Annotated in this window: 20 protein-coding genes; 7 read left to right on the top strand and 13 right to left on the bottom strand. The window is 68.8% G+C overall.

Features of this window, described 5'->3' with window-relative positions; translation table 11 throughout:
- Window positions 1-17: 17 nt before the first annotated feature.
- On the top strand, window positions 18-626 hold the full coding sequence (locus tag IEZ09_RS14590) for a LysE family translocator (RefSeq protein ID WP_189254215.1): 609 nt from the start codon (window positions 18-20) through the stop codon (window positions 624-626).
- 4 nt (window positions 627-630) lie between these two features.
- On the opposite strand, the gene IEZ09_RS14585 is transcribed toward IEZ09_RS14590, so the two are convergent.
- The 4 genes from IEZ09_RS14585 to IEZ09_RS14570 form a co-directional block, all read right to left on the bottom strand.
- Window positions 631-2,757, bottom strand: coding sequence for an ATP-binding protein (locus IEZ09_RS14585; RefSeq protein ID WP_189254214.1), 2,127 nt, complete (start codon window positions 2,755-2,757; stop codon window positions 631-633).
- A 64-nt stretch (window positions 2,758-2,821) separates the two neighbouring features.
- Window positions 2,822-5,272, bottom strand: a complete 2,451-nt coding sequence (locus IEZ09_RS14580) for a phosphatidylglycerol lysyltransferase domain-containing protein (RefSeq protein WP_189254213.1) — start codon at window positions 5,270-5,272, stop codon at window positions 2,822-2,824.
- Window positions 5,269-6,567 carry an alpha/beta hydrolase gene (locus IEZ09_RS14575; RefSeq protein WP_189254212.1) on the bottom strand — a complete coding sequence of 433 codons (1,299 nt, stop codon included), beginning with the start codon at window positions 6,565-6,567 and terminating at the stop codon, window positions 5,269-5,271. The genes IEZ09_RS14580 and IEZ09_RS14575 overlap by 4 nt, the downstream gene beginning before the upstream one ends.
- Before the next feature lie 90 nt (window positions 6,568-6,657).
- Window positions 6,658-7,596, bottom strand: coding sequence for an iron-containing alcohol dehydrogenase (locus IEZ09_RS14570; RefSeq protein ID WP_189254211.1), 939 nt, complete (start codon window positions 7,594-7,596; stop codon window positions 6,658-6,660).
- 101 nt (window positions 7,597-7,697) lie between these two features.
- Here IEZ09_RS14570 and IEZ09_RS14565 point away from each other — a divergent pair, with 101 nt between their 5' ends.
- Both IEZ09_RS14565 and recQ read left to right on the top strand, forming a co-directional pair.
- Window positions 7,698-9,548: a Xaa-Pro dipeptidyl-peptidase gene (locus tag IEZ09_RS14565; RefSeq protein ID WP_189254210.1), complete on the top strand. Its 1,851-nt coding sequence runs from the start codon at window positions 7,698-7,700 to the stop codon at window positions 9,546-9,548.
- Between the two features lie 39 nt (window positions 9,549-9,587).
- Window positions 9,588-11,579 carry a DNA helicase RecQ gene (gene recQ, locus IEZ09_RS14560; RefSeq protein ID WP_189254209.1) on the top strand — a complete coding sequence of 664 codons (1,992 nt, stop codon included), beginning with the start codon at window positions 9,588-9,590 and terminating at the stop codon, window positions 11,577-11,579.
- Between the two features lie 834 nt (window positions 11,580-12,413).
- Here the strand turns inward: recQ and IEZ09_RS14555 are convergent.
- The 5 genes from IEZ09_RS14555 to IEZ09_RS14540 form a co-directional block, all read right to left on the bottom strand.
- Entirely contained in the window at window positions 12,414-14,429 is a 2,016-nt protein-coding gene (locus IEZ09_RS14555) for an NACHT domain-containing protein (RefSeq protein ID WP_229812559.1), read from the bottom strand.
- Between the two features lie 75 nt (window positions 14,430-14,504).
- Entirely contained in the window at window positions 14,505-14,702 is a 198-nt protein-coding gene (locus tag IEZ09_RS47865) for a carbohydrate-binding protein (RefSeq protein ID WP_368856148.1), read from the bottom strand.
- Between the two features lie 192 nt (window positions 14,703-14,894).
- The gene (locus IEZ09_RS14550; RefSeq protein WP_189254207.1) at window positions 14,895-15,083 is read right to left on the bottom strand and encodes an antitoxin; all 189 of its coding nucleotides are present in this window, start codon (window positions 15,081-15,083) and stop codon (window positions 14,895-14,897) included.
- A gap of 54 nt (window positions 15,084-15,137) precedes the next feature.
- A complete protein-coding gene (locus IEZ09_RS14545) occupies window positions 15,138-16,913 on the bottom strand; it encodes an FtsX-like permease family protein (protein ID WP_189254206.1) in 1,776 nt (591 codons plus the stop codon).
- A complete protein-coding gene (locus IEZ09_RS14540; protein ID WP_229812558.1) occupies window positions 16,910-17,593 on the bottom strand; it encodes an ABC transporter ATP-binding protein in 684 nt (227 codons plus the stop codon). The genes IEZ09_RS14545 and IEZ09_RS14540 overlap by 4 nt, the downstream gene beginning before the upstream one ends.
- A gap of 109 nt (window positions 17,594-17,702) precedes the next feature.
- Here IEZ09_RS14540 and IEZ09_RS14535 point away from each other — a divergent pair, with 109 nt between their 5' ends.
- From IEZ09_RS14535 to IEZ09_RS14520, 4 genes are read left to right on the top strand one after another with little or no spacing between them, the layout of a single operon-like run.
- Window positions 17,703-18,776: a sensor histidine kinase gene (locus IEZ09_RS14535; protein ID WP_189254204.1), complete on the top strand. Its 1,074-nt coding sequence runs from the start codon at window positions 17,703-17,705 to the stop codon at window positions 18,774-18,776.
- Complete coding sequence (locus IEZ09_RS14530) at window positions 18,773-19,399, top strand: response regulator (RefSeq protein WP_189254203.1); 627 nt, start codon at window positions 18,773-18,775, stop codon at window positions 19,397-19,399. Before IEZ09_RS14535 ends, IEZ09_RS14530 begins: the two co-directional genes overlap by 4 nt.
- 60 nt (window positions 19,400-19,459) lie before the next feature.
- The gene (locus IEZ09_RS14525; protein WP_189254202.1) at window positions 19,460-19,789 is read left to right on the top strand and encodes a hypothetical protein; all 330 of its coding nucleotides are present in this window, start codon (window positions 19,460-19,462) and stop codon (window positions 19,787-19,789) included.
- Window positions 19,790-19,840: 51 nt separating this feature from the next.
- A complete protein-coding gene (locus tag IEZ09_RS14520) occupies window positions 19,841-20,527 on the top strand; it encodes a peptidylprolyl isomerase (RefSeq protein WP_189254201.1) in 687 nt (228 codons plus the stop codon).
- A 12-nt stretch (window positions 20,528-20,539) separates the two neighbouring features.
- Here IEZ09_RS14520 and IEZ09_RS14515 read toward each other — a convergent pair whose 3' ends face one another.
- The 4 genes from IEZ09_RS14515 to IEZ09_RS14500 form a co-directional block, all read right to left on the bottom strand.
- Window positions 20,540-21,127, bottom strand: coding sequence for a TetR/AcrR family transcriptional regulator (locus tag IEZ09_RS14515; protein ID WP_189254200.1), 588 nt, complete (start codon window positions 21,125-21,127; stop codon window positions 20,540-20,542).
- Between the two features lie 64 nt (window positions 21,128-21,191).
- Window positions 21,192-22,352 carry an acyl-CoA dehydrogenase family protein gene (locus IEZ09_RS14510; RefSeq protein WP_189254199.1) on the bottom strand — a complete coding sequence of 387 codons (1,161 nt, stop codon included), beginning with the start codon at window positions 22,350-22,352 and terminating at the stop codon, window positions 21,192-21,194.
- 1 nt (window position 22,353) lies between these two features.
- Window positions 22,354-23,475, bottom strand: a complete 1,122-nt coding sequence (locus IEZ09_RS14505; protein ID WP_229812557.1) for a CaiB/BaiF CoA transferase family protein — start codon at window positions 23,473-23,475, stop codon at window positions 22,354-22,356.
- A gap of 266 nt (window positions 23,476-23,741) precedes the next feature.
- The gene (locus IEZ09_RS14500) at window positions 23,742-24,860 is read right to left on the bottom strand and encodes a Glu/Leu/Phe/Val family dehydrogenase (protein ID WP_229812556.1); all 1,119 of its coding nucleotides are present in this window, start codon (window positions 24,858-24,860) and stop codon (window positions 23,742-23,744) included.
- Between the last annotated feature and the right edge of the window lie 5 nt (window positions 24,861-24,865).

The raw sequence follows: 24,865 nt of genomic DNA, 5'->3' as shown, positions 1-24,865 counted from the left end.
CGTGTTCTCATGACGTCATGTCGACCACCGCGCTCCTGAGCTTCACGTTCGTCGCGCTGCTCACCGTCGTCACCCCGGGCCTGGAAACGCTGCTGGTGCTGCGGACGGCCCTGCTGGTGGGCCGCCGTGCCGCCATGGGCGTCGTGGTCGGCAGCACGCTGGGCTGCCTGGTGTGGGCAACCGCGGGCCTGGTCGGCCTGACCGCGCTCCTGCAGGCCTCCGAACTGGCCTACAACATCGTCCGCTGGCTCGGTGCCGCCTACCTGATCTACCTGGGCGTGAAGGCGTTGTGGAACTCCCGCCGCCCGGCCGAGCTCGACGAACCCGCCCCGGTGCCGTCCGTGCGCGCGGCCGTCCGGGTCGGGCTTCTCACGAACCTGCTCAACCCCAAGCCGGGCGTCTTCTACATCTCGTTGCTGCCGCAGTTCCTCCCGGTCGGGCAGCCGGCGTGGGGCGGGGTCCTGGTGGCGATCCACCTGGGCATCGGCCTGTTGTGGTTCCCGATCCTCATCACCGCCGCCGGTCGCGCCCGCGCTTTCCTGCTGCGCCAGCGAAATCTGCTCGACCGCCTCTCCGCCTCCGCCCTCATCGCGTTCGGCGTGAAGACGGCCGCGGACGCCCGCTGACCGGTCAGGTGCCGGTGGCCGAGCGGTGCCAGGCGGCGAGCGACATCCGGTTCGGCAGCCCCAGCTTCACGCGGATGTTGACCACGTGCCGGTCCGCCGTGCGCGGTGAGATGAACAGGCGCGCGCCGATCTGCTTCGACGTGAGACCCTCCGCGACCAGGCCGGCGATCGTGAACTCCTGCCTGGTCAGCCCGCCGGGCAACGCGGGCTTGGCCGGGCGTCGCTCGGAGTCCGGCACCGGTTCGAGCGCGAACGCCATCGCCTGCTCGTACCGCAGGTCGGCGCCCAGTGTCGTGATCACCGGGTAGTCGTCGCCGAGCGCGCGGCGGACGGCGCGATCGGTGCGTTCGAGCAGCTTGTGGAACGGGCTCATGTTCGCGAACGAGATCCGCGAGATCCGTTCCTGCGTGCGCAGCGCACCGAGCAGCCGTGCCGCACGGTCGTACGCCCCCAGTTCGGCGCACGCGCAGGCGAGCAGCCACAGGTTGAACGCGGGACCCCAGGTGTCGCCGAGCGTCAGCTGGATCCGCAACGACTCCACCGCCAGCGGATGCACCTGGGCAGGGTCGCCGTGCAGCAGCTCGTAGAGGGGCTGGTGCCACCGTCCCCAGGCCTGCGACCAGTCGCTCTCCGCCAGCCTGAGCAGACCGGTCGTGGCCTTCTCCGCGGCCTCGGCGTCCAGCAGGAAGCACGACGCCATCGCGTGCATCAGCTCGGTGATGTACGCATCGCCCGGTGATGCGTATTGACGGCACAACTCGACGACGTGCGCGTACAACGGCACACAGTCCGGTGAGCCCTCCACGAAGAAGAGATGCGTGGCCTCGACGATCACCAGGTGTATGTCGGTCACCGGCCGTCGGGGCAACGCGCGGGCCTCGTTCATCAACGGAAGTGCCGCCGCCATGTCGCCCTGCACCTGCGCGAGGTACGCGGAATGCGCCAGCAACGAGGTGCGCAGCGGCGGTGTGGTGATCACCTCACGTGCCGCCGCGAGCAGGTCGCGTGCCTGGCCGAGCATGCCGGTGAACGTCGTGAAACGGGTGCGCTGCACGTTCATCGCCATGACAGCGCCGGCTTCGGCCAGGTCCGGGGTCTTGAGCGCGTGCCAGATCGCGGCGCGGACGTTCGGCCACTCCTCCCGCAGCCGTGCCATCCACAGCGCCTCGTCAGGCGAGAACCACGACCGTGTCGCCTCGTCCACGAACGCGCTGTAGTGCAACGCGTGCCGTCGCAACAGCTCGTCGGCGTCCGTGAGCTGACGCGCGCCGAACCGCGCCACCGTGGTGAGCAACCGGTAGCGCGTGCGCTGGGTCGCCGGACTGGTCGTCGCCACCACGATCGACTTGCGGACCAGTGCTGACAACGGTTCCAGCACCTTCCCGCCGGCCACCGCCTCGGCCGCGGCTTCGTCGAAGTCCGCCGGGAACACCGACAGCGCCGCCCACAGCTGCCGTTCCTCGTCCGTGCAGTGGCGCGCCGACCATTCGAGCACCTGCTCCAGGGTCGCGTCGCCCGTGAGCTGCTCGCGGACCTCGGCAGGCCACGCGGCCGCCAGTTCGATCGAGAGCGGCAGTCCGTCCAGTGCTGGGACGGGCGAGCCGTCGGCCGCCGCCCGTTCCAGGAACAACTCGACGGCGTCGTCGTCCATCGGCGGCACCCGCAGCACGTGTTCGCCGTAGACGCCGAGCGGCTCGCGCGAGGTCGTGAGGATTGTGAGTCCCTCGCAGTCCCGCAACAGGTGGTGCACGAGATGCCGCACCGGCTCCAGCAGGTGCTCGCAGTTGTCGAGGACGAGCATCAAGTGCTTGTCGTACAACGACTCCACGAGCCGCCCGAGACCCGCGTCCGGCGAGTTGTCGACGATCCGCAGCTCGGCGGCGACCGCGCGCGCCAGCAACGCGGGCTCCTCGAGATCCCCGAGCGGCACGACCCAGACCCCGTGCTGGAACACCTCGGCCCGTGCCACGGCACGGCCGATCTCCAGGGCAACACGCGTCTTGCCGACACCGCCGGTGCCCGCCAGCGTGACCAGCCGGGCCCGGCCGAGCAGTGCCCCGGTTTCGGCGAGCACCGCCCGTCGGCCGATGAACGTCGTGGTCTGGGCAGGCAGATTGCCCCGCACGGTCATCGGCGCATCTTCGCTCAGTGGCGCGCGGACGTGACCACGAGGATCACCTCACCACCCTTTCGGACTAGCCGGTTCGACCATGCGTGGTCACGCGTCCACGGGGACGGATGATCATCTTGGTCGCGAGACGAAGTCCTTGGCGTGCGTTGAGGTGCGGGAGGTAGGCGCGGCTGACCGCGTTCGCGATGCGGGGCAGTGCCGCCGAGTCCGGGTAGGCCATGAACATCGGACGGTAGGACGGCTGGAACTTCGCCTTGAACGCGAACAGCGAGCGGAACCCGTACACCGGCTCGAGCACCTGCCCGGTGAAGTCGAGGACGCGCTGCAGCGCCCTGGGTCGCTCACCGCGATCCAGGCGGGCCAGCGGCGCGCCGGACAGGCTCAGGAACCGGGCGCCCTCTGTCTGAAGTTGTTGTGCGGCAGAAGCGATCAGGAACTCCATCGAGCCGCGGAAGCCGTGCGTGCGGCGGCGCATGAAGTCGAGCGTGTAGCCGACGACCTCGCCGTTCTGGTACACCGGCAGCCAGCTCGTGATGCCGTGCACCGTGCGGTCAGCATCGACCGCCAGCAGGCAGCGGACACCCTCGCCGGTCAGCTCCTCCAGCCCGCCCAGCGTGAAGCCCATCTCCGGCAGACCCTTGTCCGCCACCCACTCCGCCGAGATCGACCGGATCTGGTCGGTGATCGCGAACGGCGCGTCGGCGTAGGTGCACCACTCGGCGGTGATGCCGGCCTTCGCGGCCTTGTTGAACGCCGTGCGGATGTCCTGCCACTTCTTGCCGGTGAAGCTCAGCTCGTCCAGCTCGATCACGGTGTCCTCGGCGACCTGCACCGCCGACCACCCGAGACCCTCCACCGCCTCTCTCGTCTCCGCTCCCACGCTGTACAGGCACGGCGTCCAGCCGTTGCGGGCGCAGAACTCCGCGAACCCGCGCACGGCCTCGACCCGTGCCGGACCGATCGGATCGCCGACCGTCAGCGCGATCGTCGCCACGATCCGGTACGCGATGGCCGTCTCGCCGTCGGGCGTGAACCAGTACTGGTTGCCGCGCCACGTCGTCATGTACGACAACGACGAACCGCCGTAGCGTCGCATCAGCTCACGGGCGTGCTCCGCCTCCTTCTCGCACGACGACGGCCACGCCTGCCACGACGCCATCAGCAGACCCGCCAGCACGATCAGCCAGAACACCACGCCGGTGTACTCGTACAGCAGCGAGCCGGCGAACCCCTCCGCGGAGTACTGCAGCGGCACCAGGTCGAGGTACCCCGGCGGCAGGAACCGCGTCGGCAGGTCCGCGAGCAGCTCGACGAAGCCCGGCTCCGGCGTGAACTGGTCGCGGACCAGATACCCGCCGAAGACGTACAGCGCCGACAGCAACGCCACGCTGCCGAGCGTGAACCGCCAGAACTTCCTGACGGCGTGCCGAGGCAGCCGCACGGCGAAGTGCTTGCGCGTCAGCAACAACACGACGGCGATCGCGAGCGGCGCCAGCATCGTGATGCCGAAGGAGAACGTCATCTCCAAGGCGCCGGCGTCCGGAATCCGCGCCGTGTCCACGACGTACCACCCGATGAACGCGGCGTACGCCACGTTGCACACCAGCGCCGACCACCACGCGAACCGCCGTCCGCGCCGCAGCCCTTCCGCCAGCACGAGCAGCAGCAACGCGGGCAGCAGCGACATCACGAGTGCGGGGAACCGGCCGTACGACAACTGGATCAGCATCGTCCGGCACTGCTCGACCGCGTCCGAGGCGCACACCTCGTCGACGTAGTCCTGCGACGGCTGAGTGACCGCCACGACATCCGTGAACCACGCCAGCGGACCGTTGGGGTACGGCGACATCATCGCCACCACCGGCCCGAGCGCCGACGCCGCGAGCAGCAGCGCCACCAGCACCCGCGTCTCCTGGAACGAGCGCGGCCTGTGCACCGCCCTGCTCTTCAGGAACACAGCCCCGATCACCAGCCCGGCCACGCCACCGGACAGCCGGAGCAGATCTTCCAGCCAACCTGAGTACAGGGTAAGCACCAGCACCGACAAGATCGTCAGCAGGCGCACCCGACGCCTCCACAGGGGAGGCATCCGGAACGTCAGCGCGAGCGCGAGCCCCACCCCGCCGATCGACGGCCCCGCCGCGGCACCGCCCACCAGCGAGTCGAGCCAGGACCAGTGGACGTCCCGGCCGATCAGCACCACCCCGAGCCCCAGGAACGAGCCGATCACGTGCGAGGAAAGGAAGATCGCCGCCGTGCGCAACCCTCCGAGCGAACGCTCGGCCAACGGACCGAAGACCAGCAACAGAACCGTGGTGGCCACGTACCCCAGCAGGTCCATGGCCCACAGGGCCGAGCTGAAGACGGTCCACAACGGACTGTCGGTGCCGAACCCGACCAGCGCGAGCAGCTCGTCGTCAATGCCGGCGATCGCACCGGTGAGTGCCCCGACGGTCCAGAAGACGACCAGGAAGACGCACGTCAGGGGCGCTGTGCGAAAGAGCAGGGCGATCATCTGGCCAGCCCTGTCCGCCCAGCGAGCCAGGGGAGCGACCCGAAGAAGCCCTCTCGCGCCATGTTCCAGTCGTGTCCGTTCGGCAGTTCTTTCCACAGCACGTCCATCCCGGCTTTGCGGCAGGCCTCGAACACCTCTGCGTCCGCCGTGCGGTACGTGGCGTCGTCGCGGCCCGCGACGATGGTGCCCGCGGTCTGCGGGAAACGCTGGCGCGCGAGGACGTCCATCGGGTTGACCCGGAGGAACGCCGCCTCGTCGCCGCCGAACGCCGCCTTCACCGTCTCCTGCCGCGTGCCGAGCGTGGGCTCGCGTTGAGGAGCGAGGGCGACGAAGTTTCCGTACACGTCCGGCGCGCGCACGGCGAGCTGCACCGCGCACGTGCCTCCTTGGGAGAAGCCCGCGATGGTCCACGCCTCGCGGCGCTCGTCGACGGTCAGCCGTTGCTTGATCCACGCGGGCACGTCGTGGGCCAGGTAGGTCTCCGACTGGCCCAGCTTCGAATCCAGGCACAGCGGGTTCGCCGTCGGTGCGCCGAGCTGGTCGGCCACCACGACGATCGGCGCGAGCCCGTCGTGCGCGCGGGCGAACGCGTCGAGGTTGTCGGCGACCCTGCCGCCGTCGAACCAGTCGCGCGGGTGGCCGGGCTGACCTGCCAGCAGCACGACGACCGGCAGCTTCGGGCGTGGCGTCGTCGCGTAGGCGGGCGGGAGGTAGATCCACGCCGGCCGTGCGGGGAACGCGCCGGGGATCGGTGCCTCGGTGACGGTGCCCTTGTCCGGCAGGTCGGCAGGCCTCGTCCAGACGTCGGCGAGCTTCTTGCCCGCGGGCACCTCGACCACCGTGGACGGGGGAGGAGCGGCCTCATCGATGTCGACGCGGTTGTTCCGGAAGACGTCCAGCACCGAGCGCATGTTGGGGTACTGGCCGAAGTGCGCGTTCGTCGCGACCATCGCGCTCGTGGCGACGCCCAGCGCCAGCAAGACGTTCAGCACACGGACGTACCATCGCCCCGTGCGCAGCCGTACGGCCGCTAGCGACAGCGCCGCCAGCGCGGCTCCCGCCCAGATCGTCAGGATCAGCGGCAACGGCTCCGGCCAGGGTTTCCACACGTGGTCGACCACGTAGGTCAGCCCGGACACGACCACCGCGCACGCCAGCACGACGATCGGAAGCACCCTGGTCCACCAGGTCCGGGTCTTCCTGATCGCGAGGTAGGTCAGGGCGACGGCGGCAGCGACCGTAGCGGCGGTGGGGATCGGCCCGTTTACCAGGGACAGATCCAGAGGGCTGAGCACGCCTCAAGTTCATCAGCAGATCTTCAGGTTCACATCGGAGATTGGTCTTGATTCAGAGGTGTGAACATCAGCCTTAAGAATGACAACGCATCAGTCACCTGGTGCGTCGCGCCAGGCGTTGGTCAGCACCCGCAGTGCGTCGGGGTGTTCGGAAATCTCCGCAGCACTGGACAAATCGGACTCCGCCATGCCCAGTTCCCGCAGCGACGTCGCCGCGCCGAACCTGGTGGCCGTGTCGCGTATCCGTTTGGCCAGATCCGCGGGCGCCGTGTGGCTGAGCAGGGCCGTGTGCGTCGCGGCGTGCGGCAAACCGAACGAACCGCCTAGAACGTGCGCCAGCTTGTGGTGCAGCCCCATGGGAACGCTGGCGAGACACGTGCCCGCGAGCCACGCCGAGTGCAGCAGCTCCGTCCGGGCATCCACAGTGGAGGGATTTCCGCCCAAAGCGTGCAAAATGCCCTCGATCGCCTTCGTGGCGATGGCGTCGATCAACGGGTTTTCGTTGCCACGCGCGGCGACGGCGTGCGCGAGAGCGTTGAGCGCGCTTGTCACCGTGACGTCCAACGGCAGGTCCAGCGTCAGATCGACGTCGTAGATCACCGTGTCGGGCTGGATCGCCGGGTCGCGCCGCGTCTTCTTGAGCCCTGACGCCGTCTCCCCGAGCACCGGCGTGACCTCGGACCCCGCGTAGGTGGTCGGGATGATGATCTGCGGCACGCCCGCGCGCACCGAGAGCGCCTTCGACAGCCCCGTGCTCGATCCGCCGCCGACCGACACCACGCCATCAGCACCGTGTTCGTGCAACAACGCGAGCGCGCGCTCAGTGACCTCGACCGGCGTGTGCATCGTCGCGCCGGTGAACCGCGCCGCGAGCAACGAACCGAGCTCGGCCGCCACCCTGTCGCCGCCGTGCCGGGCGATCAGCAGAACCCTCGTCACGCCGAGACGCTCGGCCTCGGCGCGCACGGAGGCGGCGGTACCGCGGCCGAAGACGACGCGCGTCCGCGCCGGGTCGAAGGTGAAGCCCACGAAGGTCGAATATTCGCCACCGGGCGTAGTTGACGCAACCGCGAAGGATCAATCCTTTCGGCTCTGACGGGTGACAACGTCACTCCATAGCGTGAATATCCATGAACCGTGTTCGTGTTGTAGTGGCGTTAGCAGGAGCCCTGACCCTGACGCCAATCCCTGCCACAGCGGCGACACCGGCGTTCTCCCTGTCCGGCGGCGTGTCCGCGCCGATCCACTCGATGGCCGACGCGGTCCGCGAGACCGTCTACGTCGACTCCGGCCTCGACCTGGACGGCGACGGCACCAGAGACCGGGTGACCGCGGACATCATCAGGCCGTCCACGACCGGGCGCGTGCCCGTGATCATGGAGGCCAGCCCGTACTACCAGAGCGCGGGCCGCGGGAACGAGAGCGAGGTCAAGACCTACGACTCCGCCGGCGTGCCGGTGAAGTTCCCGCTCTTCTACGACAACTACTTCGTGCCGCGCGGCTACGCCGTCGTGCTGGTCGACTTCCTCGGCACGAACCGGTCGCGCGGCTGCGTCGACGTGGGCGGCCAGTCGGAGATCGCGTCCGGCACCGCCGTGATCGACTGGCTGAACGGCCGCCGCACCGGGTACACCACGCTGACCGGCACCGCGACGAAGACGGCCTCGTGGTCGACCGGCGCCGTAGGCATGATCGGCAAGTCGTGGGACGGCTCGATCGCGAACGGCGTGGCGGCCACCGGCATCGACGGGTTGAAGACCATCGTGCCGATCGCGGCGATCAGCTCCTGGTACGACTGGTTCCGCTCGGACGGCGTTGCGTACCCCGGTTACAGCTCGCCGACCGGGCTGGGTTCGCAGTTCGAGAACTCCAACGCCCGCTCGCGATGCGGTGCGGTGCGCACGCAGATGACGAACGGCTCTCCTGCCAACGGCGACTACACGGCGATGTGGCAGGCACGTGACTTCGTGCGCAACGCCTCGCGCGTGAAGGCCTCCATCTTCGCGATCCACGGGCAGAACGACCTGAACGTGAAGACGCTGCAGTTCGGCCAGTTCTGGGACGCGGTGCCCGCGACCGTGCCGAAGAAGCTCTGGTTCTCGCAGACCGCGCACGTCGACCCGTTCGACTTCCGGCGCGGCGAGTGGGTCGCGACGCTGCACCGCTGGTTCGACCGCTGGCTGCTGAACGTGCCAAACGGCATCGAGAACGAACCGCAGGTGTCGGCAGAGCGCGCTCCGGACCAGTGGGCGGACGACCAGAAGTGGCCACCCGCAGGCACCGCCAGCACCGTGCTGCGTCCTTCTTCTTCGGGCCTCGGCACGGCACCTGGCACCGGCACGGCGGCGTTCACCGACAACGGCAGCGCCACGCCGTCCACCTGGCTCTCCGGCTCGAACACCGGCAGGGTGATCTACTCGACGGCGCCGTTGACGTCGGACCTGCGCGTCGCGGGCACGTCGTCGATCACGGTGGGCGTGTCATCATCGACGCCGACCGCGCACCTGACGGCGTACCTCGTCGACTACGGCCCGGCGCGGGTGCGGACCGGCGAGGGCATCCGGACCCTGACCACCGAGTCGTGCTGGGGCGAGAGCCGCACGGGCGATGACGCCTGCTACCGCGACACGGAAGCGACGTCGGGCAACGTCGACGCGCAGATCATCGCGCGCGGCTGGGCGGACCTCGCGAACTACGCGTCGCTCTCCACCCCGCGCACGATCACGCCGGGAACCAGGTACAGCATGACGTTCCGACTGTCCACAACGGACCACGTCATCCCCGCGGGCCACCGGCTGGGCCTGCTGATCGGCGGAACCGACTCGAGCGCGATCGTCCGGCCGAGCCAGCTGCCCAGACTGACCGTCGACCTGGCGAGCACCTCGGTGCGCGTCCCGCTGCTCGGCTCGGTGCCGTCGGCGTCGGCGGACCAGCTGACCGCCACCAGCGTTTCCGCTGGTACGACGGGCAAGTTGGGCTAGCGGCCCGGACTGTCGGTGCTGCTCGCTAGCATCGGCGGCATGGCTTCAACCGACGGTGTCGACCTCGGAGACGCGCTGCAGGTCCTGCAGCGCGTCTTCGGGTATCCGGAGTTCCGCGGCGACCAGGCCGACATCGTCGAGCACGTGATCGCGGGCGGCGACGCGCTCGTGCTCATGCCGACGGGCGGCGGCAAGTCGTTGTGCTACCAGGTCCCCGCCCTGGTCCGGCCGGGCACCGGCGTGGTGATCTCGCCGCTCATCGCCCTGATGCAGGACCAGGTCGACGCCCTGCGCGCCCTGGGCGTGCGCGCGGGCTTCCTGAACTCGTCGCTGTCCTACGACGAGCGCCGGATGGTGGAAGCCGAGTTCGTCCACGGCGAGCTCGACCTGCTCTACCTGGCCCCGGAACGCTTCACCTCCGAGGCCACCCTCCGCCTGCTCGACCAGGGCGAGATCTCCCTGTTCGCCATCGACGAGGCGCACTGCGTCTCCCAGTGGGGCCACGACTTCCGCCCCGACTACCTCTCCCTGGCCCAGCTGCACGAACGCTGGCCCAAGGTCCCGCGCATCGCCCTCACCGCCACCGCCACCGAGGTCACGCGCAAGGAGATCCTCACGCGCCTCGACCTGGGCGAGGGCCGCCAGTTCGTCTCGAGCTTCGACCGCCCGAACATCCAGTACCGCATCGTTCCGAAGAAGGAGCCGAAGAAGCAGCTCCTCGACCTCCTGCGCACCGAGCACCCCGGCGACGCGGGCATCGTCTACTGCCTCTCGCGCGCCTCGGTGGAGAAGATCGCGGAGTTCCTGGTGGCCAACGGCATCCAGGCCCTCCCGTACCACGCGGGCCTCGACGCCCAGACCCGCCAGCGCAACCAGGCCCGCTTCCTCCGCGAGGACGGCCTCGTCATGGTCGCCACGATCGCCTTCGGCATGGGCATCGACAAGCCGGACGTCCGCTTCGTGGCCCACCTCGACCTCCCCAAGTCGGTCGAGGGCTACTACCAGGAAACGGGCAGGGCTGGCCGCGACGGCCTGCCGTCCACCGCCTGGCTGGCCTACGGCCTGAGCGACGTGGTCCAGCAACGCAAGATGATCGAGTCCTCAGAAGGCGACCTGGCCTTCCGCCGCCGCGCCCAGACCCACCTGGACGCGATGCTGGCCCTGTGCGAGACCATCACGTGCCGCCGCACCATGCTGCTCGACTACTTCGGCCAGTCCAGCGTCCCCTGCAACAACTGCGACACCTGCCTGACCCCGCCGGAGTCCTGGGACGGCACGGTGGCGGCCCAGAAACTCCTCTCCACGGTCTGGCGCCTGCGCAACGAACGAGGCCAGAAGTTCGGCGCGGGCCAAGCCATCGACATCCTCCTGGGCCGCAAGACCGCCAAGGTCATCCAGTTCGACCACGACCAGCTGAGCACCTTCGGCATCGGCGAGGACCTGAACGAAAGCGAGTGGCGAGGCGTGGTCCGCCAGCTGCTGGCCCAAGGCCTCCTGGCGGTGGAAGGCGAATACTCCACCCTGGTCCTCACCGAAACCAGCACCGAGGTCCTGTCCCGCAAACGCCAGGTCCTCATGCGCAAGGACCCGACCCCGCCGCGCGCCTCCACGAGGACGGCCGCCTCCCCGACGTCCACCAAGGCCAAGCAGACGATCGACCTGCCCCCAGAGGCCGCTCCGCTCTTCGAAACCCTGCGGGACTGGCGAGCCCAACAGGCCCGCGAGCAGGGCGTCCCTGCCTACGTGATCTTCCACGACGCCACGCTGAAATCCATCGCGGCCTCCCGCCCCACCACCCTGGCGGCCCTGGGCGCCCTGAGCGGCGTGGGTCAGGCCAAACTGGCGAAGTACGGCGAGCAAATCCTCGAAGTGGTGGCCGCCGCCCCCACCACGGCCGCCGCACCCACCCCAGACCCCGCACCAAGGCCAAAATCCAAGCCGACACCCAAGGGCGGCGCAGCCTGGGGCTCAGGCACGGACGACGACGAGTGGCCAGAACCAGAAGAGCCGGACGAGCCGATGGACTGGTAGCCCACACCCGCGCCGGCACGCGACCCGAACCCGCCCCTCACACCACCTTCTCGATCTGAGCCCGAGGGATCGAGTTCTTCCCAGCTTCCCCCACAACCTCAAACCCCGCACTGTTCAACACCAAACACCCAGTCCCAACCCCGACAACCCGAACGGTGACTTGCCTCCGGTTGTCCAAATTGGTCACCCGGACCAACGTTCCGACAGGCAACGAGGACGAAAACGCCCCAGGCGCCCCACCAACAGCCGACAACCCGACGACGGCCCCATCACAAACCACCGCCCCCACCACCCCGGCCCCTCGAACCCGAGGTGCGGAAGTGGAGACCCGGACCGGCGCAGGAGCATTCCCCACGATCTCGACCCGAACGCGCCGGAGAACGCTTTCCTCCCCACCCCGCCCGGCCCCAGGCGACCGCAACAGCTCGAACGCGGCGGTGTTGATCGCAGCACACCCGGTCGGCACTCCAGCAGCCGCACCGTTGCGATCCCCGGCAAGCGCACGGGCAGAGCTTTCGGCGACCGCGGCCGTCACAGCCCGTCCGTTGGCCAGGTTGGTGATGCGCAACGAAGTCCCCACCGGAAACGAATCCGACAGGACCCCGGCCGCTCCACCAACATCCACCACCCTCACCGGCTGTCCAGCACAAACCTCTTTCCCGGCCACCCCGGACCGCGAAGCAGGAGTTCCAGATCCCGCAAGGGCGAAGGCCGCACCCCCGACCGCCGCGACGGCGGTGATCACCCCGGCAACCGCTATCCAGCCCTTCGACCAGCGCACGTACAACCACCCGACCTTCCTGCCAGGCCGTACGGCCCGCAGATCGGGAAGGTTCAACGACGGGTGGCGCGAACCAGCGCGGTCGGGTCACACGAGGCGAGGTGATCTCGCAGTGCCACGTGCGCGAACCGGTACTCCCCGTCGACACGGGTGAGCAGCAAACGGTCCTGCGCGAGATGCAGCAAAGCCTTGCGGCGGAACGACAACTCGCCCAGCGACAGCGGCCGGGTGAGCCCCTCGGCGGCCACTTCGGCGAGCGCGTCGAACGGCCAGATGTAGTCACGGGCTGCGGTCGGCGTCACCAGCAGCCCGAGCGCCACGCCCAGCGCGCTGCCCCACGATCCCAGCGTCCCCAGCCCGCCGAGCACGCCGACCAAGCCGAGAAGCGGGACAGCCGGCTGAATCCACCACGGCCGCCCGAGCCTCATGCGTTGCTGTTGTCCCGGACGCACCGTGCGCCACACACGTCCCACAGCTGCGGCGAACACCCCGCCCGCCACACCCGCGGAGAAGCCGATGCCCATCCCGGCCAGCACCACGTACGGGCCGGTCCAGATCATCGACACCCCCGGCGCGGCGGCGATCAGCACGGACCACGGCACGGGCGCGTCACCCGGCACGAAGCCCAACGTCAGGAAGAAGACGGCCACCACGACGAACACATACGCCACGGCATAGGGCCACGGCGCCCCGATGCCGCCGAGCCACAAACCGACGAGCCCGACCAGCAGACCGGCGACCACGCCGGCCAGGAATCCCAGCGCGGCGGTCAACAGGCCGTGCGCGCGCCCCGGCGGATGGAAGACATGCGGCAGCTTGTTCACCAGAACGAGCAACGCAGAGGCCGCCACCACGAACACCAACGCGGGCCACAGCCCGAGCTGCAGTCCCGTCAGAAACGCCACGGCACACATACCACCGGCGTATGCGGCCGGCACGGCGCGGATGAACAACAACCACAACGGACGCGTTGGCAGCAGCGGAAGCCACGCACGGCGGTGAGGCATGTGCACGGGTGCACCGAGGTCCGGTCTGTCCAACCTCGCTAGGAACTTCAACGCACGGATGGTCGGGCCCGCAGCGCGTTGCGCGGAAAGCCGTTCCACGACGAACGAGCCGACGAAGTCGGTGCCGATCGTCTCGACCTGACGATCGAGGTGCGTCAGTGCCAACAGGTTCAGCGCCAGTGGCGAGTCCAGCCGCTCCCAGATTTCCGGGGTCAGGGCGGATTCCAGGCTGTCGAGACGAGGGCTGACCGAAGCGATGTACTCGAGCACCTGCCCACGCGACAACGGCTCGACGTACACCGACGGCAGGTTCTCGATCGGCTCGGTCGAGCACACCACCGATGCGAACGGCGCGAGCTCGGACTCGCAGTGCGCACGGTCGAAGTGCGGCACCTCGTCAAGGCCGTCGATGAGCACGGCCACCCGTTCACGGCGTAGCCAGATCGTGCCCGCTGAGCGGCTGATGCCGTAGCGGCGGTTCATCTCGCGCAGCAGCCACGCGGTGAACTCCGTCGGTTTGCGTGTGCCGTAGGCGCGCCACGTCGCCAAGTCCACGACGACGGGAATGGGTGCCTGCGGGTCGTTGCGCGCGCGCTCGACCAACGCCAGGCAAAGTTCGCGCAGCAACGTGGACCGTCCGCTGCCGACAGGTCCCACGAGGACCATGGTGTGGCCGAGCCGGTCGTAAACGGCTTCCAGATCCGGCGAGGAGATTGCCTCGCCCTCGACGCGCACGGAGAGCTTCGGTTGCTTCAGCACACCCAGTTTGATCTGCGTCTGCGCTGCCAACGATGAGGCGAGCAACGTCTTCACCCGTGCCTCGACGCGGTCGAGAGCAGCGGTGCGGTTGCTCGTCTCGTGACCGCGCACACGTTCCCAGATCGCGAGACCGATCGCGACCAGCACCATCACGCCGACAGCCGGCCAGAGCCACCGGCCGAACTCGCCGAGGAACCCCGGCACGGCCCCGCCGGTGCTCACACTGATGGCCGCCGGAAGCAGTAAAACGACGGTGACCAGGCACAACGCGGCTAACGCAGTCAGCCGTGCCGCTCTTGTCACCCCGCTCGGATCCACCTTCACCTCCGCGATCCCGGCGAACGACGGTAACCGGGCCGCCGGGATCGCGGAAGTGACTCAGCGGCGCTCCCAGAGGGATGCCGCGTTCGGCGGTTCCCCACCCGCGATCGACGTGTGCGCCTGAAGGCACTGATAGTCCAATCCGACGTAACTCACACGCGAACCAACCGCATAAGCAGTCCCAGATGCCCACGCTGGGTAGGTGCCACCACCAGGAGGTTCCGTCGTTGTGGTGGTTCCGCAGGCGCCGGACACCTCGAACTCCGAGAACAACCTTCGTCGCCGAGTACCTGCGTCCGCGTTGGTCGGCTGAACGACAGCGACCAGCGCACTCTCGGTGAGCACGCCGGCCGCTGTCAGGACGATGGATGTTCGTTGTCGAGTGAGCCTCGCGGCAGGTCTCAACGGTGAGGAGGCATCACTTCCTGTGGTGCCGGTTTCGTGCGATCACTGCTGCTCGCCGAAATTGCGGAGACCTTCCTTGAGCTTGTCCTCACCCTTGTCGATGTGCTCACTGTGCTTGCCGCCGGTCTTCTCGTCGGCGAACTGCCCGGCACGCTCGACCCCCTGGTCGACCTTGTCCCCGTGCTGGCCGATCAGGTCCTTCGCCTTGTTCTTCATCTCGTCGAAGCCCATGACTGCATCACCTCCCAATGCAGTGCGGGTACCCGGTCTCGTATCCGGCACACGTCACTGGATCGAGTGAAGTGCGGCCACCGGGCTCACTCGCGCCGCACGACGGGCAGGCAGCAACCCCGCGCCTGCTGTGAGCGCGGTCAAGACGAGCACCACCACGCCGATCGGGAAAACGGGCACCTGCAGCGGCCAGTCGATGCCGAGCGAGATGATCGCGAGCCACGCGTAGGGAACCCCGATGGCGAGGCCGAGCAACGCGCCCACGACGCCGTACAGGCCAGCCTCGGTCGTGACCAGGCGTGCGAGTTCCTTGCGGGTCAACCCGATCGCGCGCAGCAACCCGGACTCCCGGGTCCGTTCGAGCACCGACAACGCCGTGGTCGATCCCACTCCCACCACGGAGATCAACATCGTCAGGAACAGCAGTCCCACCGCGATTGCCACCAATGTGGTGAACCAGTTCTCCTGCGCGAGGCGGTGATCCGTGAGCGACTCGACCTCGAACCCGGCCGGCACGCGTTCCTTCGCGCCGTTGGCGAGCGCGCCGACCGGCTCACCCTCCACATCGGACGCGTGCAGCAGTGCGCTGCCGAGCGGAACGTTTCCGAACACCGTTGCCGCGACCGTCATCTTCTTGCCGTTGACCTCGACCTCCGTGCCCGCCGTGAGACCGAGCCTGCTCGCGACGTGGGTCGACACGACGATCCTGTTCGGTCCCAGGTCGTGGAGAGCGCCGGTGTCGACCTTGAAGTCCGTGAGGTCGCGGAGCTTGGTCATGTCCAGGTCGGTGGCCTGCATGGTGAGCCGCCCGTTGATGTTGATCTCGGTGCGCCGGTAGGGGATCACCTCGGTGAGTCCCGCCGCCTGCAGGGCCCGCACGTCGACCGGACCGGTGATCTCCAGGTCGGCGGGGTAGGCGCCCGCCATCTCGGCCTTCCCCAAGCCCCGCAACGTGTTCGCTCCGGTGAGCGTCGCGATGACGAGGCTCACCCCGAGCGCCACGATCGCGGTGACCGACGCCGCCCGGCGTGGTGCCCCGCCGACTCCGCTCACCGCCAGCGTGCCGATCGTGCTGCGCCGCAACGGAATGCTGATCAGCCGGAGCACGGGGGAGATCAGCGCGGGACCGAGGACGATCAGCGCGCCGAACGCCAGCGTGCCGCTGATCGTGGTGCGCAGCAACAGGTCCTCGGTCATCCCGGCCGGCCGTTGCGTCGTCGCCAGCCCTTCGATCGCGACGTCGACCAGCAGCACACCCGCCCCCGAAGCCATCAGGACACCGAGCACCCAGCGCGCACCGCCGATCTGGCTCTTGGTGTCCTGGACCGCTGACGTCCGCAGGGCCTCCAACGGCGAGACCTTGGCCGCGGACCACGCGGGCGCCAGCACGGCCAGCGTCGTCAGCGCGAACGATCCGAAGACCACGACCAGCGCGGGAGTCAGCGGGAATCCTGGGGCGACGAGTCCGGACAACGGCACGAGCCGCCCGGTCCCCACCGCGAGGGCGACCCCGGCGATGGAGGCCAGCAGTCCGGTCATCGCTCCCTCCGCGACCAGTCCTCGCGCCAGGCGCGCACGGGAAGCACCGATGGCTCGCAGCAGGGCGAGCTCCCGCAGCCGTTGCGCGAACACGATCCGGAACGTCGAGGTCGACACCAGCGCCGCCACGATCATCGCGACCGTCACGAACGCGCCGAGCAACGCGAACACCTCGACCAGCTGAGCGGCCTTGACCGCGAACGCACGTTCGGTGATGTCCTTCGCGAGCACGGTCGAGTAGGCGAAGAACGCCGCGATCATGATCGACAGGACGGGCAGGAACTTCCTCATGCCGCGACCGCCTGCACAACCCGTCCGTCAGCCATCCGCACGACGTTGTCGGCGTACGAGGCGGCACGGTCGTCGTGCGTCACCATCACGATCGTCTGCCCGAACTCCCGCACGGCCTGTCGCAGCAGGTTCAGCACGTCCGCGGACGACGTCGAATCCAGGTTGCCGGTGGGTTCGTCGGCGAAGACGACATCCGGCCGTGTGATCAGCGCGCGCGCCAACGCCACGCGCTGCTGCTGCCCGCCGGACATCTCCGAAGGCCGGTGCTTGAGCCTGGAGACCAAGCCCAGCACCTCGACGAGCCTCCGGTACCAGCCGCGGTCCGGCGTCCGCCCGGCGAGGTTCAGCGGCAGCAGGATGTTCTGCTCGGCCGTCAGCGCGGGCAGCAGGTTGAACGCCTGGAAGACGAACCCGATCCGGTCCCGCCGCACTTTGGTCAGCGCGTTGTCCGAAAGCCTGGTCAGGTCCTTCCCGCCCAGCAGTGCCGCGCCGGACGTGGCCGTGTCCAGCCCGGCCAGGCAGTGCATCAGGGTCGACTTGCCGGACCCGGACGGCCCCATGATCGCGCTGAAGGCGGCGGGCGGGAACCCGAGGGTCACCCCGTCGAGTGCTCGAACCGCGGTGTCGCCGGAGCCGTACACCTTCACGAGGTCGACCGCGGCGGAAGCGAAGTTGTTCACGTGAACCAGAAAACGGCAAACGACGTGGCCGGGCCTCCCTCTCCGGCACGGCCCGCCTCTGTCTTTCGGCCGATCTGCGAGGCATGCGCGAATGCATAAGGTCATGGCCATGCTCTGGAGGTACGGCGCGATCGCCGCCCTGGTCGCCGCCGCGTTCGTGGACTGGTACTACGGCCTGTTCCGCTCACCCGGCCTTCACCCGTGGACCGGCTGGGCGGCGCTGGCGTGCGTCCTGCTGCCCGCGTTCGCCTGGCTGCGCCCCCACCGGGTGACGGCTGCCGCGGCTGCCACCGCGTGCCTGACGTTCACGCTGGTCAACCCGCTGGAGAAGGAGTTCGGGCTGGCCGAGGCCCTGGCGCTCACCGGCGTGCTGGCGGTCACCGCGCACCGCGCGAGGTCGTGGTGGGACGCGCCGCTGATCGGCTGGATCGTGATCGCGCTGGTCACCCAGCCGGTGCGATACCCGCTCGGCCCCACGGAGCTGACCCTGGCGATGGGCCTGCTCGTCGTCGCCACCGGCGTGCTCGCGCTCATCGGCTACCTCCGCCTGCTGGGCAACGCGCGCGAGAAGCAGGTCGCGGCCGTCAAGGCCGAGCAGAAGGCGGAGTTCGCCAGGGACCTGCACGACTTCGTCGGCCACCACATCACCGGGATGGTCGTGCTCGCCCAGGGCGCTGGCCGGATCGTCGAACGCAATCCTGAGCAGGCGAAACAGGCTCTGGAACGAATCGAGGAAGCCGGTGGCGAGGCCATGGCCGCGATGCGCCGCATGGTCGGCATGCTCCGCGACGACGCCCCCGTCGCACCGGTCGCGGGCCTCGTCGACATCGAGCCGCTCGTGGAGGCCGAACCGCGGGCGACCCTCGAAATCCACGGCGACACCGCAACCCTGCCGCTCGAGGTCGCGAGCTCCGTGCACCGCGTGGTCATGGAGTCGTTGACCAACATCCGCAAACACGCGCAGGAAGCGACCACAGTGGACGTTCAGATCCAGGCCACCCCGGACTGGGTCACCGTGCGGGTCGTCGACGACGGCAAGCCCGCACGGCAGGGCAACGGCTTCGGTCTCGTCGGACTCACCGAACGCGTGCAGGCGCTCGGTGGCAGGATCAAGGCAGGGCCGGGCATCGACGGCGGCTGGGTCGTCGACGCCGCGCTCCCGACAGGAAAGGCGACCGCGTGATCAGGGTTCTCGTCGCGGACGACCAGGCGATGGTGCGCACGGGGTTCGGCATGATTCTGGGAGCCGAGCCCGACATCGAGGTCGTGGCCGAGGCGCAGGACGGTGTCGAAGCCGTCGCCGAGGCCCGCCGCACCAAGCCGGACGTCGCGTTGATGGACATCCGCATGCCGCGCATGGACGGCCTCGAAGCGCTCAAACAGATCGCGAACGACGTCCACGTGGTCGTGTGCACCACGTTCGACCACGACGAGTACGTGCACACGGCGCTGAATAACGGCGCGTGCGGGTTCCTGCTGAAGGACGCCGGTCCCAACCTGCTCATCGAAGCGGTCCGTGCGGCCGTCACAGGTGATGCGCTCATCAGCCCGTCCATCACCGTCAGGCTGTTGCAACACATGAACACGCCGACACCTCAACAGCCGCACAACCTGTCCGCGCGCGAGCTCGATGTCGTCAAGCTCGCGGCCATTGGCCGGACAAACGCCGAGATCGCTCAGGAACTCTTCATCTCAGTGGGCACGGTCAAAACGCACCTGGCCAGCGTTCAGACCAAATTGGACGCGCGCAACCGCGTCGAGATCGCCGCCTGGGCGTGGGAATCCCGGCTGGTCGGCCAAAAGTAGGACCCACAACCCGTCCGCAGACAGAAGTGACACCGCGAGCCGATCACCAGAATTCGAGCCATGAACAAACTCCTCCTGCTGGTTCCCGTTTTGGCACTCACGGCGTGTGGCCCGAAGAGCTACACCTACGAGGCGTTCTACGACGTCGAAGGCACCGGCAAGGCCGAGGTCTCGGTCAGCGTTCCCGGCGGCAACTCGTACACCGAAACCGTCGACCTGCCGGTGCGGAACCGCGGAATGCTGGCCAACGCGCTCGGCAAGATCACGGTGAAGGTCAAGTCGGACAACCAGGTCACGTGCAAGCTGCGCGTCGAGAAGGAGAAGGAGATCGCCCGCTCCGGTGAGGAAACGACCTGCGAGTACGAGATCACCGAGGACACCGACAACTGAGTGATCCGTTAAACCTTGCCCGGCCGCGGCCCACTCCACTAGGAAACGCGCATGAGGCGAATCGCAGCTGGTCTGGCAGTGGCGGCACTGGCCGTTGGATTCATCACCACCGGAACCGCTTCCGCGCAGCCACAGGCACGGCCCGACTGCGGCTACACCGCGACGCCGGAGGAACCTCCCGCTCGTCCGGTGTCGATTCCGCGCAACCCGTGGTTCACCAAGGGCAAGGTCCTGGTGAAGGTGAAGACGAACCAGGGCGACATCCCGCTGCTGCTCGACCGCGCCAAGGCCCCGTGCACGGTGCACAGCTTCATCCACCTCGCGGAGCACCGCTTCTACGACAAGACCGAGTGCCACCGCCTCACCGCGTACCCGACGCTGAAGGTGCTGCAGTGCGGCGACCCGTCCAACACCGGTGAGGGTGGCCCCGGCTACAAGTACAAGGACGAGCTGCCCACCGACCTGCAGCCCGCGCCGAACGACCCGACCGGCCAGCGCCGCATCTACCCGCGCGGCACGCTCGCGATGGCCAACGCCGGCCCGGACACGAACGGCAGCCAGTTCTTCCTGGTGCAGACCGACTCGATCCTGCGCCCGAACTACACAGTGTTCGGCACGATCCTGCCGGAGGGCCTGAAGACCCTCGACAAGATCGCGGCGGGCGGCATCGCGGGGGAGAACCCGCTGGACGGCCGGCCGAACCTCAAGGCGGAGCTCCAGCGCGTCAGGGTGTGCTGAGCCTCAGGGGTTTCACGCTCCCGAGTTCGCCCATCCGCGCAGCGCTCCGTAGAACGCGTCCGAGAGCCGCCGGACCACCTGCTCGTCGGGTAGTCCGGCGGTCTTCGTCAGATCGATGATCTCCCGCGGGTCGAACAGCGCGTTGTGCAGGAACCGCGCGACGGACAGCAAGGCGTCCGGCAGCGCCAGCTCGATCAGCACTCCGCGCAGCGCCCTGTCCCACGCCTTGCCCGACAGCGTGGTGAGGACGTCCGCGGACTGCAGCCGCTCCAGGAACCCGCGCTGGGACCAGAACCGCACGATCACCGGACCGTGCACGTTCTGCAGCTTCACCCAGCGCGTGGCCTGGTGCTCGAACAGCTCCTTGCCGGTCTTGCGGGACCGTTCGCCGTGTTCGGCCAACGACGTGATGACGTCCTCGTGATACGCCGAAACGAGCGCTTCCACGGACGGGAAGTGGCGGTACGCCGTCGCTTGCGAAAGCGCCGCCCTGCGCGCGATGGACTGCATCGTCGCCGTTGCTGGTTCAGCCCGCAGAACGTGCGTGGCCGCCTCCAGCAAACGCTTGCGGTTGCGGCGCGCGTCGCTGCGGCTGCTCATCTCCTCCGGCAGAACGTCCTCCCACCCCACGATCCCGTTGCGGGTTGCAGGATAGGGCGAAGGATCATCGGAATGAGGCGATTCCGGTCAACGCGTGGCCGATGGATAGCAGGTGGATGTCGGAGGTTCCCTCATAGGTCAGCACGGATTCCAGGTTGTTCGCGTGACGCAACGGCGAGTACTCCAGCGAGATGCCGTTGGCCCCGAGGACCGTCCTGCTCTCCCGCGCGATCGCGATGGCCGCCTCGACGTTGTTGTACTTGCCCATGCTGATCTGCTCCGGCTTCAGCGTGCCGGCCTCCTTGAGCCTCGCGAGGTGCAGTGCGAGCAGCATCGCGTTGTTGACCTGCACGGACATGCTCGCGAGCTTGCGCTGCGTCAGCTGGAACGCGGCGATCGGCTTGTCGAACTGGATGCGCGTGCCGGAGTAGTCGAGCGCCGCCTGCAACGAGTCCCGCGCGGCGCCGACGGCACCGAACACGATCCCGAACCGCGCCTCGTTCAGGCACGACAGGGGAGCGCGCAGCGAAGTCGCGAGCGGCAGCCGCGCGCTGTCCGGCAACCGCACGTCCTCGAGGATCAGCTCGGACGTGACGGACGCTCGCATCGACAGCTTGTGCTTGATGTCCCTGGTCGAGAATCCCGGCGTGCCGCGGGGCACGAGAAATCCTCGGATTCCCTCCTCGGTCTGCGCCCACACGGTTGCCACGTCCGCGAGGCCACCGTTGGTGATCCACATCTTGGTGCCGTTCAGCACCCAGTCCCCACCGTCGCGCACGGCCCGCGTGCGCATCCCCGACGGGTTCGAGCCGAAGTCCGGCTCGGTCAGCCCGAAGCACCCGATCGCGTCGCCGGCCGCGAGCCGCGGCAACCACTCCTGCTTCTGCTCCTCCGACCCGTACTTCCAGATCGAGAACATCGACAGCGACCCCTGCACCGACACGAAGCTCCGGATCCCGCTGTCCACGGCCTCCAGCTCCAGGCACGCGAGCCCGTACGCCAACGCCGACGTGCCCGCGCACCCGTACCCCTCGAGGTGCATGCCCAGCACCCCGAGCTTGCCGAGTTCGCGGGCCAGCTCCCGCGGCAACACGCCTTCCTCGAACCAGGTGGCGATGTGCGGCCGCACGTGATCGGACAGGTACGCCGCGACGGTGGCCTGGATGTCGCGCTCCTCGTCGCTCAGCAACGACGGGATGTCCAGCAACTGCAACGGGTCCTGCACTTCACTGCTCCAGCTTCGGCGGGCGCAGCCGGTAGGTGACCGGCGTGCGCGACAGGCGGATGGGGTTCGCGACGAGCGTCATGTCGCCGATCGTCGCGGTGGGGTTGAGGTCCAGCGACTCCGCCAGCGCGAACGCGTGCGCGATGTCGTTCACCGGACCGCACGGAACGCCCAGCGGCGTCAGGGTTTCGAACCAGTGCTGCGCCGGCCGCGTCCGCAGCCGCGCCGACAACACCTCGAACAGCTCGTCGACGTGCTCGACCCTCGCCGAGTTCGTCACGAACCGCTCGTCCGTGGCCAGCTCCGGCACGTCCAGCACCGAGCACAGCCGCCGGAACTGCCGGTCGTTCCCGACCGCGAGCACCATCGGCTGATCGGCCGTCGGGAACACCTCGTACGGCGCGATCGACGGGTGCCGGTTGCCCATCGGCTTCGGGATCGAGCCGGCCAGCGTGAACCCCGCGCTCTGGTTCACCATGCTGGACAACAACACCGACAGCAGGTCCAGCTCGACCAGCTGCCCCTGCCCGGTCGCCTCCCGGTGCCGCAACGCCGCCAGAATGCCGACGCACGCGTGCAACCCGGTGAGCACGTCGACCAGTGCCACACCGGTTTTCACCGGCTCGTACGGCCCGGGCCCGGTCATGCTCATCAGCCCGCCCACGGCCTGCACGAGCAGGTCGTAGCCGGGCAGGTCCGCGCCCTTGCCAGAACCGAACCCGGAGATCGAGCAGTAGACCAGGTCGTCACGCCCCAACGACTCGTAGTCCAGCCCGAACTTCTTCATGGTGCCCGGTTTGAAGTTCTCCACCACCACGTCCGCCCGCGCGATCAGCTCGCGCGCCTGCTCCCGGCCCGCCCGCGTGGACAGGTCGATCTGCACGGACATCTTGTTCCTGTTGACGGACAGGAAGTACGTCGCCTCGCCCTCGAAGTGCGGCGGACCCCACGTGCGGGTCTCGTCGCCGCGGCCGGGTTGTTCGACCTTGACCACCTCGGCGCCGAGGTCGCCCAGCACCATCGTCGCGTACGGGGCGGCCAGCACCCGGCTGAAGTCCGCGATCACGATGCCTTCGAGCGCGCTCGCACGACTCGGCCCGGGCTGTTGCGCCGTGCCTGTCACGCCTTCCTGTGCCGACGCCCTTTCTTCTGCGTGGGTTGTGACGGCTTCGGCCTCGGTTCCGGCCGCTTGGTTCGCGGCAGCGTCGGGCGCGCTCGCACGACTCGGCTCGGACTGTTGCGTCGCGCCTGTCACGCCTTCTTGTGCCGTGTCCGTCTCGTTCGCGGCACCGTCGGGCGAGCTTGCGCGGCCGGGCACAGGCTGTTCCGCCTCGCCCGGCACGCCTTCCCGTGCCGGGTGCGTCCCGTTCGCGGCAGCGTCGGGCGCGCTCATGCGACCCGCCCCCGCAGCTTCATCGCGGCCAGCACACGTTCCTGCGCGAGCTCCCGCGCAGCCACATGTGTTGTGGTGCCGCGATTCCGGGCTTCCGCGACGATGTGGGCCGCGTTCGCCCTCAGCTTCTGCGACACCGCGTCCAGCACCGTCGCGGGGTTCACCGGGAACGGTGAGTACCGCGCGTCCATGCCGAACGCCGCCGCGACCACGCCGCCGGCGTTCGCGATGAAGTCCGGCACGACCGTGATGCCGCGCGCGGCCAGGACCTCCTGTGCCGCAACGGAGGTCGGCAGGTTCGCGCCCTCGACCACCAGGGTGGTGTCGAGCTCGCCTGCCAGGTCCGCGTCGATCACGTCCTGCAACGCGGCCGGCACCAGCACGTCGCACGGCACCCGGAGTTCGGCGCCCAGTGCCTGAACCGGGCCGTACTCCTTGACCGCGAGATCACCGGACGACGCCCGCAGGTCGAGCAGGCGCGCCACGTCCAGGCCGTCGGGGTCCACCAACGCGCCGTGCACCGACGACACGGCAACGACGACAGCGCCCAGTTCGGCGAAGCGCCGAGCCGCCGCGGCACCAACCGCGCCGAAACCCTGGATCGCCACCCGCTTGCCGGACAACGACATCAGTTCGTCCGCCACCTCGGCCACGCCGAACCCGGTGACGCCCAGCTCGTCGTACGGAAGACCGCCGAGTTGAGCCGGTGCGCCCATCATAGCGCCGCGGTCCGACAGTTCGTCCTGGACGATCGCGGCGTCCCGTTCGGTGAGGCCCATGTCGAGGCCGAGCACGTATTCGCGCGGCACCTCGTTGGAGAGCTTGCGCGCGAACGCCCGCAGCGCGGCTTCCTTGTCAGGCGAGGCAGGATCGAACACGATGCCCGCCTTCGCCCCGCCGAAGAACAGGTCGGCCCCCGCCCACTTCCACGTCATCACGCGCGCGAGGCGGGCGATCTCGGCGACGGTCACGCCGGGGCTCATCCGCGTGCCGCCCTTGCCCATGCCGCGCGCGGTGTTGTCGATGACGAGCACACCTTTCATGCCGGTGCGCCGGTCGGACACGCAGACGACCTTCTCAGGCCCCCACTCGTCCATGAGCTGGAGAACGTCCATCAGCA

This window comes from Lentzea flava, assembly GCF_014648475.1.
Classification (GTDB): domain Bacteria; phylum Actinomycetota; class Actinomycetes; order Mycobacteriales; family Pseudonocardiaceae; genus Lentzea; species Lentzea flava.
The sequence above is the reverse complement of the archived record's forward strand: the minus strand, read 5'-3'. Positions and strand labels throughout refer to the sequence as shown.